Annotated in this window: 16 protein-coding genes; 6 read left to right on the top strand and 10 right to left on the bottom strand. The window is 55.0% G+C overall.

What is annotated here, in order from left to right:
* Positions 1-221 precede the first annotated feature (221 nt).
* Positions 222-1,202 carry a GlxA family transcriptional regulator gene (locus J4E05_RS18185; RefSeq protein ID WP_349598514.1) on the bottom strand — a complete coding sequence of 327 codons (981 nt, stop codon included), beginning with the start codon at positions 1,200-1,202 and terminating at the stop codon, positions 222-224.
* Positions 1,203-1,309: 107 nt separating this feature from the next.
* On the opposite strand from J4E05_RS18185, the gene J4E05_RS18190 reads away from it, so the two are divergent.
* Entirely contained in the window at positions 1,310-1,951 is a 642-nt protein-coding gene (locus J4E05_RS18190) for an HD domain-containing protein (protein ID WP_349598516.1), read from the top strand.
* Between the two features lie 80 nt (positions 1,952-2,031).
* Here J4E05_RS18190 and solA read toward each other — a convergent pair whose 3' ends face one another.
* The 6 genes from solA to J4E05_RS18220 form a co-directional block, all read right to left on the bottom strand.
* Positions 2,032-3,219 (bottom strand): N-methyl-L-tryptophan oxidase, encoded by a 1,188-nt coding sequence (gene solA, locus J4E05_RS18195; RefSeq protein WP_349598518.1) that lies wholly within the window; start codon positions 3,217-3,219, stop codon positions 2,032-2,034.
* Positions 3,220-3,381: 162 nt separating this feature from the next.
* Positions 3,382-4,908 (bottom strand): HAL/PAL/TAL family ammonia-lyase, encoded by a 1,527-nt coding sequence (locus tag J4E05_RS18200; RefSeq protein ID WP_349598521.1) that lies wholly within the window; start codon positions 4,906-4,908, stop codon positions 3,382-3,384.
* On the bottom strand, positions 4,895-5,680 hold the full coding sequence (locus tag J4E05_RS18205; protein WP_085590405.1) for an ABC transporter ATP-binding protein: 786 nt from the start codon (positions 5,678-5,680) through the stop codon (positions 4,895-4,897). Before J4E05_RS18205 ends, J4E05_RS18200 begins: the two co-directional genes overlap by 14 nt.
* A 117-nt stretch (positions 5,681-5,797) precedes the next feature.
* Positions 5,798-6,532, bottom strand: coding sequence for an ABC transporter permease (locus J4E05_RS18210; protein WP_349598524.1), 735 nt, complete (start codon positions 6,530-6,532; stop codon positions 5,798-5,800).
* Between the two features lie 9 nt (positions 6,533-6,541).
* A complete protein-coding gene (locus tag J4E05_RS18215) occupies positions 6,542-7,264 on the bottom strand; it encodes an ABC transporter permease (protein ID WP_085590401.1) in 723 nt (240 codons plus the stop codon).
* A gap of 136 nt (positions 7,265-7,400) precedes the next feature.
* Positions 7,401-8,246 carry a transporter substrate-binding domain-containing protein gene (locus J4E05_RS18220; RefSeq protein ID WP_085590399.1) on the bottom strand — a complete coding sequence of 282 codons (846 nt, stop codon included), beginning with the start codon at positions 8,244-8,246 and terminating at the stop codon, positions 7,401-7,403.
* A 214-nt stretch (positions 8,247-8,460) separates the two neighbouring features.
* Between J4E05_RS18220 and hutC (J4E05_RS18225) the strand changes: the two genes are divergently transcribed.
* Positions 8,461-9,261, top strand: coding sequence for a histidine utilization transcriptional repressor HutC (gene hutC, locus J4E05_RS18225; RefSeq protein WP_085590397.1), 801 nt, complete (start codon positions 8,461-8,463; stop codon positions 9,259-9,261).
* Between the two features lie 36 nt (positions 9,262-9,297).
* Here the strand turns inward: hutC (J4E05_RS18225) and hutC (J4E05_RS18230) are convergent, their stop codons facing one another.
* Positions 9,298-10,041: a histidine utilization transcriptional repressor HutC gene (gene hutC, locus J4E05_RS18230; RefSeq protein WP_349598528.1), complete on the bottom strand. Its 744-nt coding sequence runs from the start codon at positions 10,039-10,041 to the stop codon at positions 9,298-9,300.
* A gap of 104 nt (positions 10,042-10,145) precedes the next feature.
* Positions 10,146-11,498 (bottom strand): formimidoylglutamate deiminase, encoded by a 1,353-nt coding sequence (locus J4E05_RS18235; protein ID WP_349598531.1) that lies wholly within the window; start codon positions 11,496-11,498, stop codon positions 10,146-10,148.
* A 217-nt stretch (positions 11,499-11,715) separates the two neighbouring features.
* Here J4E05_RS18235 and hutG point away from each other — a divergent pair, with 217 nt between their 5' ends.
* Genes hutG through J4E05_RS18250 form a run of 3 tightly spaced genes read left to right on the top strand, consistent with a single transcriptional unit; the run spans position 11,716 to position 14,804 of the window.
* A complete protein-coding gene (gene hutG, locus J4E05_RS18240; protein ID WP_349598534.1) occupies positions 11,716-12,522 on the top strand; it encodes an N-formylglutamate deformylase in 807 nt (268 codons plus the stop codon).
* A 3-nt stretch (positions 12,523-12,525) separates the two neighbouring features.
* Entirely contained in the window at positions 12,526-14,199 is a 1,674-nt protein-coding gene (gene hutU, locus J4E05_RS18245) for a urocanate hydratase (protein ID WP_349598537.1), read from the top strand.
* 2 nt (positions 14,200-14,201) lie between these two features.
* Complete coding sequence (locus J4E05_RS18250) at positions 14,202-14,804, top strand: HutD/Ves family protein (protein ID WP_349598540.1); 603 nt, start codon at positions 14,202-14,204, stop codon at positions 14,802-14,804.
* 238 nt (positions 14,805-15,042) lie between these two features.
* Here J4E05_RS18250 and J4E05_RS18255 read toward each other — a convergent pair whose 3' ends face one another.
* Positions 15,043-15,771 (bottom strand): SDR family NAD(P)-dependent oxidoreductase, encoded by a 729-nt coding sequence (locus J4E05_RS18255; RefSeq protein ID WP_349598543.1) that lies wholly within the window; start codon positions 15,769-15,771, stop codon positions 15,043-15,045.
* Between the two features lie 133 nt (positions 15,772-15,904).
* Between J4E05_RS18255 and J4E05_RS18260 the strand changes: the two genes are divergently transcribed.
* Entirely contained in the window at positions 15,905-16,843 is a 939-nt protein-coding gene (locus J4E05_RS18260) for a LysR family transcriptional regulator (RefSeq protein WP_349598546.1), read from the top strand.
* Positions 16,844-16,881: the final 38 nt, after the last annotated feature.

The following is a 16,881-nucleotide window of genomic DNA, read 5'->3' on the forward strand; positions in this document are numbered from 1 at the left end:
CGCACGCGGGCTGGCCCCGAGGTGCCTGACCTGGAAAATGCCGAATTGTCGGTGCCGAAGGCCGAGGCGATGATCAAGGTAACAGACTGGTTTCAGGCAATCAGGGTTAGTTGATGTAAAACAGTCAGACTTTAATAACCTTGTGTTGGAAGCGGCAGAAACCCAATGGTTTCTGCCGCTTTTTTGTATCTGGAAACCGGCGTGAAAGCGCTTTCACCTTGTTAATCGGTATGGATGATACCGTGACGTTTACGATAGTCAGCCGGGGTGATGCCGACCCGCCGGACAAACGCGCGTCGGAACGTATCGATATCGCCAAATCCACACAGGGATGCGACCTGTTTGGGGGCAAGATTACCATCGTGGAACAGGGTTTTGGCATGTTCGATCCGCACATTTTCAATCCAGTCGGCCGGGGTGAGGCCCACTTCATCATGAAACAGCCGGGAGAAATGGCGCGGGCTTAAGCCGCTGCGTTCGGCGAGGGAGGCGACGGTGTGTTTTTGGTCTGGCCGGGTGCTGACCCAGCGCTGTACTTCCTGCAAGGCGGCGCGACCGGTTGGTGCGAGAGTGCGGTTGCGGCGAAACTGCATTTGCCCGCCCGGACGTTTGAAAAACATTACCAGTTGAGCCGCGATATCCTGGGCGAGGGCGGGGCCCAAATCCTCGGTTACCAGCGCAAGGGCCAGATCCATGCCAGCGGTTACACCGGCAGCTGTGCGTAACCGTCCGTCGCGGGTATGGATGGCATCAATATCGAGAATGATATCGGGAAAGTGCAGCTTTAAGGTGTCGGCGACGGCCCAGTGCGTTGTAACCCGGCGATGGTTGAGCACCCCGGCATGGGCCAGAAAAAATGCCCCGCTGCACACCGACCCGTAACGACGTGTTGTTTTTGACATATGCGTTAGCCAGTTTTTAAGTGCCAGCGAGGGTGTGATCTGATCAGCATGCGGGGCGCCTGCTACCAGCAGGGTATCAATGCCGGTGCATAGAGTATCGGCAATGGTTAAATCCGGCAGGATTTTTGTGCCTGATGACGTAGTAAGTGGCCCCGTATTTTCGGTGATGATTTTCAGGTCATAATAAACCCTGCCACGTTGGCGGTTGGCTTCGGCAAAGACATCCAGCGGGCCTGAAATATCAAGCATCTGGGCACCATTTGCAGCAAAAATGGCCACGGTTCTGGCTGACGGGGGCATGGCGACCGTATTTATCCTGTTTTGGCGGAAATCGTCGTATTACGATAATTGAGGACAGATTAGGCAAGGCGATACACTTTGGCAATTCACAATTAACGGAGTTGACCATGACCGCTTCACTTGCCGAAATCGCCATTCCTGATAGCGCCCTGACGCGCGAGATTACGGAATTTGTGCGCGACACCGAAACCGATCTTTTGTTTCACCATTCCAGCAGGGTTTATTATTTCGCCGCCGCGACGGGCCAGCGAAAGGGTATGACATTTGATGCCGAACTGCTTTATGCCGGGGCGATGTTTCATGATATGGGCCTGATGCCCGGTCACAGTAGTGCTGATCAGCGATTTGAGGTTGACGGGGCCAATGCCGCGCGACAGTTTTTAAAGGCGCGCGGCATTTCGCAGCAGGATATTGATATTGTTTGGACATCCATTGCCCTGCATACCACGCCGGGCATTCCGGAACATATGCACCCGGTTGTTGCGCTGGTCACAGCCGGTGTCGAGATGGACGTGCTGGGTATGGAATATGAAAAATTCCCCGATGATCAGCGTCGCGCCATTGTAAAGGCCCATCCACGCCAATCCCGTTTCAAGGAAGAGATTATTCAGGCGTTTTACGATGGCATTTGCCACAAACCGCATACCACCTTTGGCAATGTCAAAGCGGACGTGATCGCCGATAAGGAGCCCCATTTCCACCGGCATAATTTTTGCCAGGTTATTCGTAATTCACACTGGGCAGGCTGAACATGATACGGCCCCGCAACCGGGTAGTTGCGGGGCCGAGCAGGCACGTTTGGCCAATTTGTTTTACCGCGTTGCGGGTATCAGCGCGGTAAAACAAGCCCTTCGGTTTTTGTGGCTTTTGCGTGTTCGGCGGCCTTGATCAGGCGATCAAATGTAAAGGCATCCACGGGTAAGTCGGTGCCGCCTTTGGTGGCCTGGTCGGCCAGAATTTCGCCGATGACGCTGGTAAATTTAAAGCCATGGCCGGAGCAGGGGGACGCGACGATAACGCGGTTTTCGCCGGGGAGATGGTCCAGCAGGAAATCTTCGCCCGGTAACATGGTGTAGCGGCAGGTGGTTTCGTTTACCCGCCGACCGTTCATGCCGGGCAGGCTTTTGGCGGCAAAGGTGTCAAGAAGGGCGCGGTCAGCGTCGTTGACGGCGGGGTTCGGGGCATCGGGGTTGATGCTTTCCATGAAATGGGCATGGCGGCCAATTTTTACACCATCCGGGCCGATTTCGGGAAAGCCGAAGAACGAACCGTTTTCGCCTTCATCGCGCAAGAACGCGGGCATACGGACCGGGTCGGTGGCGAAACCGTTGGCCGGACGATACCATGCCACCACCTGGCGGATTGGATTGGCGATGTTTTGCAAGGCTGGAATTAATTGCGAGATCCACGACCCGGTGGCAACAATGACCTTGCCGGCACGATAGGTATGTTCGCCCGCAACAATGTTAACGCCATTATCATCGGGGTCGATCTGATCAACCTTTGTACCCATGTGCAAGGCGGCACCATCGGCAGCGGCCATGCGCAGATAACCCCAGATGGCGGCTTCGGGTTTCAACCAGCCACCTTGGGGGTCAAGTAAAGCAATTTCATCGTCTTCCAGCCCGAAAACCGGAAATCGTTTGCGCATTTGATCTGCGCTAAGTTCATCGCAGGATAAATTGTGCATGCTGCAAGAGGCGCGCGTGCCGGTGATGATTTTGCTGTCGGGTTTGCCGATTTGCAACACGCCGGTAACGTGCAAAATGCGTTCGCGCAGGCGGGTTTCAAGGCTGCGCCAGTTTTCATAGGCACGGTGTAGCAAGGGGACGTAGCTGGGGTCTTCGAAATAACCAAGGCGGATCAGGCGGCTGTCGCCATGCGACGAGCCAAGGCCATGAGCGGGGCTGGCCGCCTCGAACCCGATAACCCGGACACCGCGGGCTGCCAGAAACGAGAGAGCGGCACTGCCCATGGCACCAAGGCCAATTACGGCAACATCATAGCGGGTAGTCATGGGGCAATCCTTTTGGTTTTACCGGTTATACCCGGTTTGATGGCAGCAGGTTTTGATGACCCGGATTTTATAACTTTGCCAGTGATAACAGCCAGTTTTAATTAAGCAGGCACAGCAAACAGGGAAGCGTCGGCTTTGCCCTGCTTGCACGGCACATACGATTTAGGCTGGCGCCGGTATGGGGGCCGGTTCGCTGGTTGCAATAAGGTGGCGCAAGGTTTCGAGGTCGTTACCAAGGGCGTGGTCGTCGCCATAGCTTGGCAACAGATTGCGGACCTGATCATAGATGGCGTTCGTACCTGGCGCGCGCATTTCGGCCCCGTTTTTAACATCGGCAGCAACCAGATCGGCGGCCTGAACGGCAGCGAGCAATTCGATTGCCAGAACCTGTTCGGTATTATCAAGCACCTGAAGCAATTTGTTGGCCGCCGCCGTGGGATGGGCAAGGTAATCTTCCTGAAGGGCGGAGGTAATGCCGCCATCAAGGCTGGCGGGGGCGCCCAGACGGCGGTTTTCGGCGGCAAGGGCGGCCGCGGTATATTGCGCGATCATAAGGCCGGAGCCAACACCGGGATCGTTGGTAAGAAAGGCGGGAAGGCCGCTGACCAACGGATTTACAAGCCGGTCCAGACGCCGTTCAGACAACATGGAAAGCTGGGAAATGGCAATGGCCAGACCATCAAGCGCCAGAGCAAGGGCCGGGGCAACGGCGTGGGCCTCGGAGGCGACCTTGGGGTCGTCCGGGGTGCCATGAACGATGGGGTTGTCGGTAACGGACGCCAGTTCCTGATCGACGATTTGGGCGGTGTTGGCAAAAACATCGCGGACAGCGCCGTGGGCGTGAGGGGTGGCACGCAGGCTGAGCGCATCCTGGGTGCGTTTGCCCAGGGAAAGATCGATCCGGCGGCTATGTGCCAGGCGCGCCCGCAGGGTTTTACCAACATGCTGAATGCCAGTTGATTTGCGCAAGGCAAGGATATTTTCATCAAACGCGGCCATTTGCGCACCTGATGATTCAAGTGTGATGGCCGCAACCGCATCGGCCCAGTCAGCCAGACGATAGGCGCGTGCAAGTGCAAACGAGCCCAGACCGGCAGAACAGGATGTGCCATTTACCAGACTGAGCCCTTCCTTGGCTTGCAAGGTAAGGGGGGCAAGGCCGATTTTTGCCAATGCGTCGGCACCCGGCATGGTTTCGCCGTTCAGGGTGGCCTGACCGTGCCCGATTAATACCAGGGCGATATGGGCCATATGCACCAGATACCCGGCCGACCCTTTGGACGGCACCGAGGGAATGCAATTGTAATTTAGCAAGGCCTGAAGGGCGGCAACCGTGGCCGGGCAAACCCCGGAATAGCCATGCGAGAAATTGTTGATTTGAGCGGCAATAATGGCGCGAACGGCAGGGGCGGGCAGCAACGGCCCGGTGCCACAGGCATGGCTGAGGATGATATTGCGTGAAAGCTGTGCCTGTGCGCTGCGGTCCACCACGTTATCGGCCAGCGCGCCAACGCCGGTGGTAATGCCATAGGCGCGAATACCACGACTGACCAGCGCATCGACAATCTGGCGACCGTTGGTGATGCGATCGGCCGGGGCGCGGGCAATTTCAAGCGGGGCGCCATGGGCAATGGCGGAAACATCGTGCCAGGTCAGGCCAGTGTCGAGAACAACATTATGCAGCGTCATTTTCGGTTTCCATATGCCGGATGAATTGCTGGAAATAAGGGGAGCCTTTGCCGCCAAACATATCTTGCGGGGTGCCGTCGCAATCGATCTGGCCTTCGCGCATGAAAATGACACGGTTGGACACATTGCGGGCAAAGCCCATTTCGTGGGTGACGACAAGCATGGTCATTTTTTCGGCTGCCAGGTCGCGCATCACGCGCAAAACTTCGCCCACCAGTTCGGGGTCCAATGCCGATGTCGGTTCGTCAAACAGGATGACTTTTGGTTTCATCGCAAGGGAGCGGGCAATGGCGGCGCGCTGTTTTTGCCCCCCTGAAAGATGGGCGGGGTAATAATCCTTGCGATCGGCAATGCCGACTTTTTCCAAAAGGGCCTCGGCCTCGGCAACACATTCGGCGCGGGGGCGTTTTTGCACATGAACCGGGCCTTCGATGATGTTTTCAAGAATGGTCATATGTGACCATAAATTAAACGATTGAAACACCATGCCGAGGTTGGTGCGGATGCGGTCCAGCTGTTTGCGGCTGGCGGCACTGCGACCGTGCGAGGTGGTTTTCATGGTGATTTCTTCGCCGTTTACCACAATGTCGCCGTCATCAGCGGTTTCAAGCAGGTTAATGCACCGCAGGAAGGTGGATTTACCCGACCCGCTGGCCCCGAGCACACTGATAACATCGCCGTCATGGGCATCAAGCGAGATGCCGCGCAGAACTTCGTGGGCACCAAAACTTTTGCGGATGTTGCGAACGGAAAGCCTGGGAGTGGCAGACATGGGTCGATCCTTTTGAAGAATGGCCGATTTTGGTGGAGGCCGGTTACATCCGGGACTGATGACGGGGCATGGCGGGATGAAACCGGCATTGACGGGTTAAAGGCAGTTGTGGCGTTTTTAAGCGCGTGAGCCGAAAAAAGCCGATAGCACATATGGTTTGCGTTCTGCCGGGCGGCGGTCATGGCGGTTTAGCCGGTGTTCGATCAAAGCCAGGACCTGCAAGATCAGGAAATTAAGGATCAGATACAGGGCGGCGGCGCACATGAAAACTTCCATTGTGCGGTAGGTTTGCGAGATAAGCCGCTGGGCGACACCGGTGATTTCCCAAACCGTAACCAGGCTTGCCAGCGCGGTTGATTTCACCATCAGGACGATTTCGGTGGAATAGGCGGGCAGGGCATGGCGAAAGGCGATGGGCGCAATGATACGGCGCAACAACAAAAAGCCCGACATACCCGCAGCCCGTGCCGCTTCGACTTCGCCTGGCGGAACAGCGCGCAGGCCGCTTCGGAAAATTTCGGCGGAATAGCCACCGGTACAAAGGGCCAGGGACAGGACCGCACAAACAAATGGTTCACGAAGGGCTGGCCAGACAAAGCTGTGACGAATGACACCAAATTGACCAAGGCCATAAAAGACCAGAAACATCTGGATCAATAGCGGAGAGCCGCGAAAGACAAAAATGTAACCCTTGGCGAAATTGCGGGCGACGATGTTATTGCTAACACGCATGGTGACAATCAGCAGGGCCAGCAAACCACCAAAGAAAATGGACAGCGAAAACAACCCAAGCGTGGTGGGCGTTGCCGCAAGCAGGGCCTTCATCGTGGAAAGAAGAAATGGAAAATCCATGACCGGCCCCTATACCTGACCCATGCCGCGCGGCATGGATTTGTTGCTGCGACGTTCGGCGGAATTAAACACCCGTTCGGAGAAGCTGGTCAGTACCAGATAAAGCAGGCCACCAACGATATAGAACATGAAATATTGCCGGGTAGAGCCAGCAGCGACCTGTGTGGTGCGCATAAGCTCGGCAAGGCCGGTAACCGATATAAGGGCGGAATCCTTAAGCGAAAGCTGCCAGACATTGTTTAGCCCCGGAATGGCAAAGCGCAGGATTTGGGGTAAAATAATGCGGCGAAGACAGCGCATCGGGGGCATGCCAATGGAAGATGCGGCCTCGATCTCGCCTTTGGGAATGGCGCGATAGGCGCCCCGATAGACCTCGGCCTGATAGGCCGCCGAAATAAGGCCAACGGCAAGCGCACCGGCCAGGAAGGACGGCATACCAAGGAAGCCCTGAATGCCCATGGCCTGACCAATGGCGGTAACGGCACTGGAGCCGCCAAAATAGATCAGATAAATGATCAGCAGTTCGGGAACGCCACGAAAGATTGTTGTATAGGCGGTACCAAGGGCGCGCGCCCACCAGCGATTTGAAAGTTTGGCCGCGGCAATGATGGCACCAATAACGGCCCCGATTGCCAGCGATGCCAGGGTCACACAAAGGGTTAGTGCCATGCCGGTCAGGATGAGTACGCCCCAGCCTTTTTCGCCAAAGCCAAGTAAAGTGAAGATTTCCATGTGCCAGGCCTTCATGTTTCAGGACGGCTTGGGGGCGATACTGCGGACATGGCAGTAACGGGGAAGAACAAGGGCAGAAAGCGCGGTGTTAGGGCAAGGGAGGGGCGCGCTTTCTGCTTTTTGGATATGCGCGGAATTATTCCGGGCTGACGTCGGTGCCAAACCACTTCATCGAGAGTTTTTCAAGGGTGCCGTCGGCAATGGCGGCCTTGATTGCCTCATCGAACATGGCTTTCAGTTCGGTATCTTCCTTGCGCAGGCCCAGGCCTTCGCCGGTGCCAAAAACGTTACCGGCGATTTCGGGGCCGGTGATGGCCATTTCTTCGTCGGCAGTTTTAAAGGATGCCAGAAGATTGGTGGTGTCATCGAAGCCAAGGTCGATACGGCCTGTTTGCAGGTCGAGGTCGCGTTCGGCACCGTTTTTGTATTCGCGGATGGTGGCGACATCCTTGAAATTGTCATAGATGAATTTGGCATAGACCGTACCGGCCTGAATGCCGATGGTTGCGCCGTCAAATGCCTTGCGCATGGCCGCAATCTGGTCTTTGCCACCGGAATAATCCGGGGCCATTTTGACAACATCACCAGTGCCGACAGCTTTGGCATAATCGCTTTCGACCGGGGCGGCAAAGGCGGCGTGGGTGTTGGCATAGGGAATGGAGAAAGCGATGACTTCCTGACGTTCCGGGGTGATCGACAGGGCATCCATGACCACGTCAAATTTGCCCGCATTCAGGCTGGTGATCATGCTGTCCCAGTCAGATGCGACCAGGGTGCATTCCACTTTCATGTGGTCGCACAGATAGTCGGCCAGTTCGGGTTCAAACCCGCCCAGTGATCCGTCGGGGTTGGTGCTGTTCCAGGGGGCATAGGCCCCTTCGAGCGTGATCGTCACATTTTTCCATTCTTTGGCCTGTGACGGCGTAACACCGGCAACCGCGCACAAAGCACAAGCTGCCAAAAGAACTTTTTTGAACATCATTGGTGAAGTCTCCTTCGAACGACTGAAGCGAATTGGCCCTGATAAGATTCCGGCATACTCTGATATGTTTTTTATAACGGCTTGTCAGCGTCAGAGGTGAGGCCGAAACATTTTCGTCTGTAGTTGTATATGTAACATATGACACTTTTTTGCGCGCATCAAACAAAAAGTGTATTATATGTGCAGTGCAAAAACTACGCAGGAACGGGTTAAAATGACAAAAATCAACGGACAGCGGCCAACCCGACAGAAAAAAGCAACTTCGTTGTTTGCTGGCGAGACTTTGCGCGAGGGGAAAGACGGCGGCGGACCTTTGTATCTGGAGGTCAAACAGATGATTCTGGGGCGAATCCATCGCGGAGAATGGCCGCCCAATCATCGGATTCCATCCGAAAATGAACTGGTTTCCGAACTGGGTATTAGCAAGATGACGGCCAACCGGGCTTTACGCGAACTGGCCCATGAAGGCGAACTGGTGCGGGTGCAGGGGGTGGGGTCTTTTGTGGCCCAGAAAAAGGGTTATTCCGCCCTGTTTGAAGTACGTAATATTGCCGAGGAAATCGCAGAGCGCGGCCATATTCATGCGGCATCGGTGGTGGTTTTGGCCGACCAGGCTGCGTCGCCCGATGTTGCCGATGCCCTGGATATCGAGATAGGTGCGCCGGTGTTGCATTCGCTGATTGTGCACCGTGAAAATGATGTGCCGGTGCAGATAGAGGACCGGTTTGTGAACCCCGAACTGGTGCCCGATTATTTGGCGCAGGATTTTTCGGTAATTACGCCGAATGTGTATTTATCGCAGATCGCGCCATTGACCGGATCGGAGCATGTGGTTGAGTCCATTCTGGCCCAGCCATGGGAGGCAAAATTGCTGGTTATTTTGCATAATGAGCCGTGTTTGATGATCCGGCGGCGGACATGGTCGGCAAATGGAATCGTTTCGGCAGCCCGGTTAATTTATCCTGGTACGCGTTATCGGCTTGAAAGCCGGCAGGGCAAAACAACTTCCAGCTAAGATTTGTGCAAAATATTGGCTTAGTTGTATATGGAACTAAAAACCCGAGGATTTTCCTGTGGGGTCGGTGGGGGTAAATCGGGCAACCAGGGCATGGCGGTCGCCCGGATATGTAAGGCGCACATGAGTGACGGGGCCATTGTGGCTCCAGGTGCGACGTTCAATCACCAGGCAGGATGTGCCAGGGGTAACGCCCAATGCGTCACTATACCAGGTATCGGCCCCAACCGATTTGATCAGATGTTCGGCCGTGGTCCAGGGAATGTGACTGGTTAACCATGGGCCGGGCGCATCGGCAACGAAGTCTTCCTGTTTTGCTTCGGGCACAACGGCAAGGTTGATCAGCCGTTCTTCAAGGCAGAAAACACGGGGGCCTGCATAATGCTTGCCAACCACTTCAACAATATCGGCTGCGTCGGGCAGATCGAGGTTTTTCATGTCCCCGGGGCTGCTGATACGCTGGACGCGGCTGGTGCGTGAATAGCGGTAGGGCAGGCCAAGCGACTGGACCTCGGATTTGATATCGTGAATCTCGAGGATGGCGGATTGTGCCTGGGGCTGGGTAACAAAGCTGCCCGATTTTTTGCGCCGTTCAATCAGATTGGCCTTGGCAAGCTGACTTAGGGCCTTGTTCACGGTCATGCGCGAGCAATTATATTGTTGGGCCAGATCCATTTCATTGGCGATACGGTGGCCCGGCGGCCACGCGCCGGAAAGTATGCATCCTTCGATATCACTGATGATCTGCTGATGCAGGGTGGGGGTTTTTGGTGCCCGCATGGATCCTGTTTCATTCCCGTCTGGTGTGCCTGCACCCCTTTTAGCTGATCGGAAAGAGCAAGGGAAAACAAACTCGTAAAAAAGCGGCTGGGCCGGGGTGGGCGTTATGACGCAAGCAAGTTGCGCATGGTTGTTTGAAAACGCGGTGCAATATGATTGCGGGCAACATGGCGACCATTTTGCACCACTTTTTTACCGCGTACCCACACATCGCCAACTGTTATGGTTTCGGCAAAAATCCAGGCGTCAAGTATGTGATCTTCGCTGAGATAAGATGCCTCGTCAGTATTTAGCGAAATGAAATTGGCGGTTTTTCCTGCTGAAATGCCGGTATCGGCTGCCAATGCAGTGGCCCCACCAACAAGGGCATGATCAAACAAGGTGCGCCCGGTAGACGAGGATACATTGGCAATGGCATTGCGCGAATGGTGATGCAGACGCTGTGAATATTCCAGCTGGCGCAATTCGGACGGAATGCTGATTTGCACGTTTGAATCCGAGCCAATGCCAAATTTACCGTTTTGCGCCAAAAAGGTTTCGGCGGGGAAAGTGCCATCGCCAAGGTTGCCCTCGGTAATCGGGCATAACCCGGCAATGGCACCGGTTTGGGCCATGCGGGCTGTTTCATCATCGGTCATGTGGGTGGCATGGATCAGGCACCATTGCGAGGACAGATCGGCGTGGTTTAGCAGCCATTCAACCGGGCGCTGACCGGACCAGGAAATGCAGTCGTTTACTTCAAGAAGCTGCTCAGCAATGTGGATATGAATTGGGTTGGCGCCGACCATTTGCGAGACAGCGGCAAGTTCATCGGGGGTGACAGCACGCAGGCTGTGCGGGGCAACGCCAACGACCATACCATCGTGATTTTTCGCCGTATTGTTGCAACCGTTAATCAGCTTTTCAAACTGATCGAGGGAATTGATAAAGCGGCGCTGCCCGTCGGTTGGGGCGGTGCCACCAAAACCGGCATGGGCGTAAAACACCGGCAGCAAGGTTAAATCGATGCCGGTGGCGACCGCGGCGCAGGCAACACGGTCGGCCATTTCGGCAATATTGGCAAACGGGCTTCCGTTTTTATCGTGATACAAATAGTGAAATTCGCCGACGCGGGAAAAACCGGCTTCAAGCATTTCCATATATAACTGGCTGGCGACGGCCTCGACATCATCGGGCGTCATTGACAGGGCAAAGTGATACATGTTGGTGCGCCAGCTCCAGAAGCTGTCGCTGCCGGTGCCGCGCATTTCGGCAAGACCAGCCATTGCGCGCTGAAAGGCGTGACTGTGCAGGTTGGGCATGGCCGGGACAATAACGTTATGGTGTTCGTCGCCTGGCCGGGCGGCGCAACCGGTTTCAAGGCTGGCGATTTTACCGTTAGTCACGGTCAGGCGGACATCCTTTAGCCAGCCATTTTGCCCCAAAAGCGATTTTACATGCAGCGTGACTGTACCCATAGCCGTGTCCCTGATCTTTTGTTAAGGCCCGATTTTTGCGGAGCGCAAGAAATATGTTGTTTTGCTTTCTATTATGTATATACATAAAAACAAGTAAGGAAAAGACTCAATTCCAATCAGGTGATCGCAATTTTTTTAATCGTCGTTATAGCCGGGCTTTAAAAGTCGGTATTTTAGATGGTTAAGGACACGCAAACGAGGCGGGAGACATTCCATCATGAGTGTTTTTGACGTTAAATCCGGTTCGTCGCCGGTGATACTGGCATTTCCCCATACCGGCACTGATGTGCCAGAGGATGTGTGGGCAAAGCTGAACGATAATGGCAAGATCCTTGCCGATACCGACTGGCACATTCACGAGATGTATGGGGATTTATTGCCCGGCAGTTCGTTGGTCCGCGCCCTTTTTCATCGTTACGTGATTGATGCCAACCGCGACCCGTCGGGGCAAAGCCTGTATCCCGAGCAAAACACCACCGGGCTGGTGCCAGATACCGATTTTGACGGTAAACCGATTTGGCGGGACGGGGCAGAACCCGATGAAGCCGAGATCAAACGCCGTTATGAGCTGTTTCATGTGCCCTATCATCAGGCGTTAAAAGCCGAGATTGACCGGGTGAAAGCACAGCATGGCGTGGTGGTACTTTATGATTGCCATTCGATCCGATCGCATATTTCGTTTTTGTTTGAGGGCAAGCTGCCTGATTTTAACATTGGCACGAATAACGGCACCACATGTGACCCCCGTATCGAACAGGCCGTTGTGGATGTGTGCGAACATGCCAACGGGTTTACATCGGTGTTAAATGGCCGGTTTCGAGGGGGCTGGACGACGCGGCATTATTCGGACAAAGCCAATAATATTCACACCATTCAAATGGAACTGGCGCAATCATCGCATTTGGTGAGCGAAACACCACCATTTGATTATGACCCAGCCCATGCTGCGCCGTTGCGCGCACATTTGAAAACCATTTTGCAAAACATTGAAAAGATCGCCTTTGATCTTGCCAAGGGGAACTGAACCATGAGCAATCCGCGCCACAATATCCGTGAAATCATCGCGCCGCATGGCAGTGAAATTACTGCCAAGTCCTGGCTGACAGAAGCACCGATGCGTATGTTGATGAACAATTTGCACCCCGATGTTGCCGAAAACCCCCATGAACTGGTGGTTTATGGCGGCATTGGCCGGGCGGCACGGACCTGGGAAGATTATGATCGTATCATTGCGTCGTTAAAATCGCTGGAAGATGACGAAACATTGCTGGTGCAGTCGGGCAAGCCGGTCGGCATTTTCCGCACCCACAAGGATGCCCCGCGTGTTCTGATTGCAAACTCCAACCTGGTGCCGCATTGGGCAAATTGGGACCATTTCAACGAACTCGATAAAAAGGGTTTGATGATGTATGGCCAGATGACCGCCGGTTCCTGGATTTATATTGGCAGCCAGGGCATTGTACAGGGGACGTATGAAACCTTTGTCGAGGTCGGACGCCAGCATTACAATGGCGATTTGAAAGGCAAATGGGTTTTAACCGCCGGTTTGGGCGGCATGGGCGGCGCACAGCCCTTGGCCGCTGTGATGGCCGGTGCTTGCTGCCTTGCGATTGAATGTAATCCTGACAGCATCGATTTCCGCCTGCGTACCGGCTATGTCGATGCCAAAACCGACAGCCTTGATGAAGCCCTGGAAATGATTGACCGCTGGACCAAGGCAGGCGAAGCCAAATCGGTTGGCCTGTTGGGCAATGCGGCGGATATTGTGCCCGAGCTGGTGCGCCGTGGCGTGAAACCGGACCTTGTGACCGACCAGACATCGGCCCATGACCCGGTAAACGGATACCTGCCCAAGGGCTGGAGCATGGGCGAATGGAAAGCCAAGCGCGAAAGCGACCCGAAAGCAGTTGAAAAGGCCGCCCGTGCATCGATGCGGGTGCATGTTGAGGCAATGCTGGCCTTCCACGAACAGGGCATTCCGACCATCGATTACGGCAATAATATCCGTCAGATGGCGAAGGAAGAAGGGCTGGAAAACGCCTTTGATTTCCCCGGTTTTGTCCCGGCCTGCATTCGTCCGCTGTTCTGCCGTGGTGTTGGTCCGTTCCGCTGGGTGGCCCTTTCAGGTGACCCGGAAGACATTTATAAAACCGACGCCAAGGTGAAGGAAATCCTGCCCGATAACCATCATTTGCATAACTGGCTGGATATGGCGCGTGAACGCATTTCCTTCCAGGGTTTGCCCGCGCGTATTTGCTGGGTTGGTTTGGGCGACCGTCACCGGTTGGCGCTGGCCTTTAACGAAATGGTGGCCTCGGGCGAGTTGAAGGCGCCGATCGTGATTGGCCGTGACCATCTTGACAGTGGATCGGTTGCATCCCCGAACCGCGAAACCGAAGCCATGCAGGATGGATCGGACGCGGTTTCGGATTGGCCGCTTTTGAACGCCCTTCTGAACACCGCATCGGGTGCAACCTGGGTCAGCCTGCATCACGGGGGTGGTGTTGGCATGGGCTTTTCGCAGCATGCCGGTATGGTGATTTGTGCTGACGGCAGCGAAGATGCCGCCCGTCGCCTGGAACGTGTTTTGTGGAACGACCCGGCAACAGGTGTGATGCGCCATGCCGATGCCGGTTATGATATTGCGCTGGATTGCGCCCGTGAACATGGCCTGCGTTTGCCCGGTATTTTGGGTAACTGATCATGAATGATCGTTCGGCCATCCGCGTTTTGCGGGCAAATAACTATCGCCGAATGCCGTGGAAGAACGGCGGCGGGGAAACGGTGGAAATCGCCGTTTTCCCCGCCAATGCCGGGTTGGATGATTTTGCCTGGCGGGTCAGCATGGCAAGCGTTGCCAGTGACGGCCCGTTTTCCAGCTTTCCCGGCATCGACCGCACCTTGTCAATTTTGCAAGGGGCGGGGATGATGTTGACAATTGGGAATGAAGGGCCGGTAACCCTGACACCGGGCGCACAGCCATTTGCATTTCCGGCAGATGTTGCAACATCGGCAGTTTTGATTAAGGGCCCGATTACCGATTTGAACGTAATGACCCGGCGCGGCACATGCAATCACCGCGTAACCCGGCATGAATTTGACGGCAAATGCCAACTTGAAACGCCTGGCAGGAGTGTTCGTATACTCGTTTGCCAAAGCCCGGTCACCATTGCCTGCGGTGATACCGGCCATTATGATATGGGGGCCGACGACGCCCTGATCAGCGAGGATGGGTCCTTGCCAGTTCTGATTGAGAGTTCCGGGTTATCAGTTGTTTACGAGACTGTTTTAACATATCACGACTGACAGATTTAGCGATAAATCACCAGACACTGCACCCGAAACAGGTTGTGCTATATGGTGTGACAGGCTGGAATTCACCGTCATTCAAGCGCGGCGATTGCGACCTGTAATGATTTGTGGCAGTTGTTAAAAGCTGCAACAAATTGCGGCGCCAAATGCGCAGCCGAATAGACAGTGCCCGGGCCGAAATGCCCGTGACTGCCGACATTTCGGCCCGGTTGTAAAACCAATTTTACCCGCGTTACCACGGAACCGTGCGCCCCTGATAATCCAGATATTCCAGCCCCGGTTTGCCATGTTTCTCCAGCAAAACATTAACAAGGCCGGGGATACTTTCATCAATTGACAGGCGACCTTCCGGTCCGCCCAGATCGGTGCGGACCCAGCCTGGTGCCATTGTGACCAGGGCGCATGATGTATCGGCGTTGGCGGCCTCGCGGGCGGCAAAGCTGCGCATGAACATGTTAAGGGCGGCCTTGGTGCCGCGATAAAGTTCGCGCAGGCCGGTTTCATTATTACTGATGCTGCCTTGCCCCGATGACATAACCCCGATGGTGCCGGTGGGGGTGACACAGGCTTTTAGTGTTTCAATTACCCGCATCGGGCTTAGGGCGTTAGTGATCATAAGGTCGGTGAAGTCTTTGGTCGATATTTCGCCGATTGTCTGGCTGGGGTCCGGGTTAGCCGTGCCCGCATTCACAAACAGAATGTCGAATTTGCGATCAGACAGGCGCTGATGCAAAGTGCTGAGCTGGTCAGGTTTGCAAATATCAAGAATTTCGATTTCAAGCTGGCTTTGATATTCCAATTGTAAATCGTGCAGCAATGTATGGCCGCTGCCTTCACGGACTGTACCAACGACGTTCCAGCCTTTTTTCAGAAATTCTGCTGCCATGGCATGACCGAGGCCGCGTGATGCGCCAATGAGAAGAATTGTTTGTGCAGGGGTGTTGGGGGTGGTGTCTGGCATAAAACAATGTCCTTTGCGAGTGGGGTATAGCGCAAATATAGACAATGATAGAATGGGCGCCAGACGCCTTGAAGTCATAATATAGTTGCATCAAACGCTATGTCATACATCACAGATAAGATAGGCTGAGGACATGAAGAATGTTGATATTGATTTGAACCTTCTTGTCGCGCTGGATGTGTTGCTGGCCGAAGGCAGTGTGACGGCGGCGGCGCAGCGCCTTGGCCTGAGTATTTCGGCGATGAGCCGCACCCTTGCACGATTGCGCGCTGCAACCGGTGATCCGTTGCTGGTGCGTGCCGGTAGGGGGATGGTGCCAACACCGCGTGCAAAGGAGTTGCGCGAACATGTTCATATCCTGACGCGGGATGCGCAGGCTGTGTTGCGCCCGCAAATCGACGAACTCGATGTCGGCGCCCTTGACCTGACATTTACGATACGGGTCAGCGAAGCGTTTATGGAGTTTCTTTCAGCCCGGGTTGTGGCGGCGGTGAGCACGGCAGCACCGGGCGTGTGCCTGCGTTTTGCACCAAAACCCGACAAGGATGCCGGACCGTTACGCGACGGAATAATAGACCTGGAAATAGGGGTGATTGGCACAACTGCACCCGAAATTCGCACCCGGTTTTTATTTAATGACCGTTTGGTCGGCCTTGTGCGAACGGGGCATTGGCTGTTGACAGGGGGCGATGGGATCCGCCCGGAAGCCTATGCCGCGTGTCACCATATTGCGGTATCAAAAGATGGTAATACGGCGGGGCCGATTGATACGGCGTTGCACGCATTGGGGCTTTCACGGTCGATCAGGGTTGTTGTTCCCGGATTTCCCGATGCAATGCGAATTGCGCGGCAATCCGATCTGGTGGCGCTGGTGCCGCAATCCTGTGTCGGGAATCATCAAACCCCGGATCATGATGCGATGGTGGGGCTAACCAGTTTTGATCTGCCCGTTGCCACACCTGATTTCAGGATATCGGCAATGTGGCACCCGCGCATGGATGCCGACCCGGCCCATAAATGGTTGCGAGATACCGTGATCGGGGTATGCCGGACGGCTTATCGGCACCGATAGTGGCGGGCCGGTTTGCATGTTGACGGCATGTTGAATAG

The organism is Thalassospira sp. NFXS8 (assembly GCF_040148805.1).
Classification (GTDB): Bacteria; Pseudomonadota; Alphaproteobacteria; order Rhodospirillales; family Thalassospiraceae; genus Thalassospira.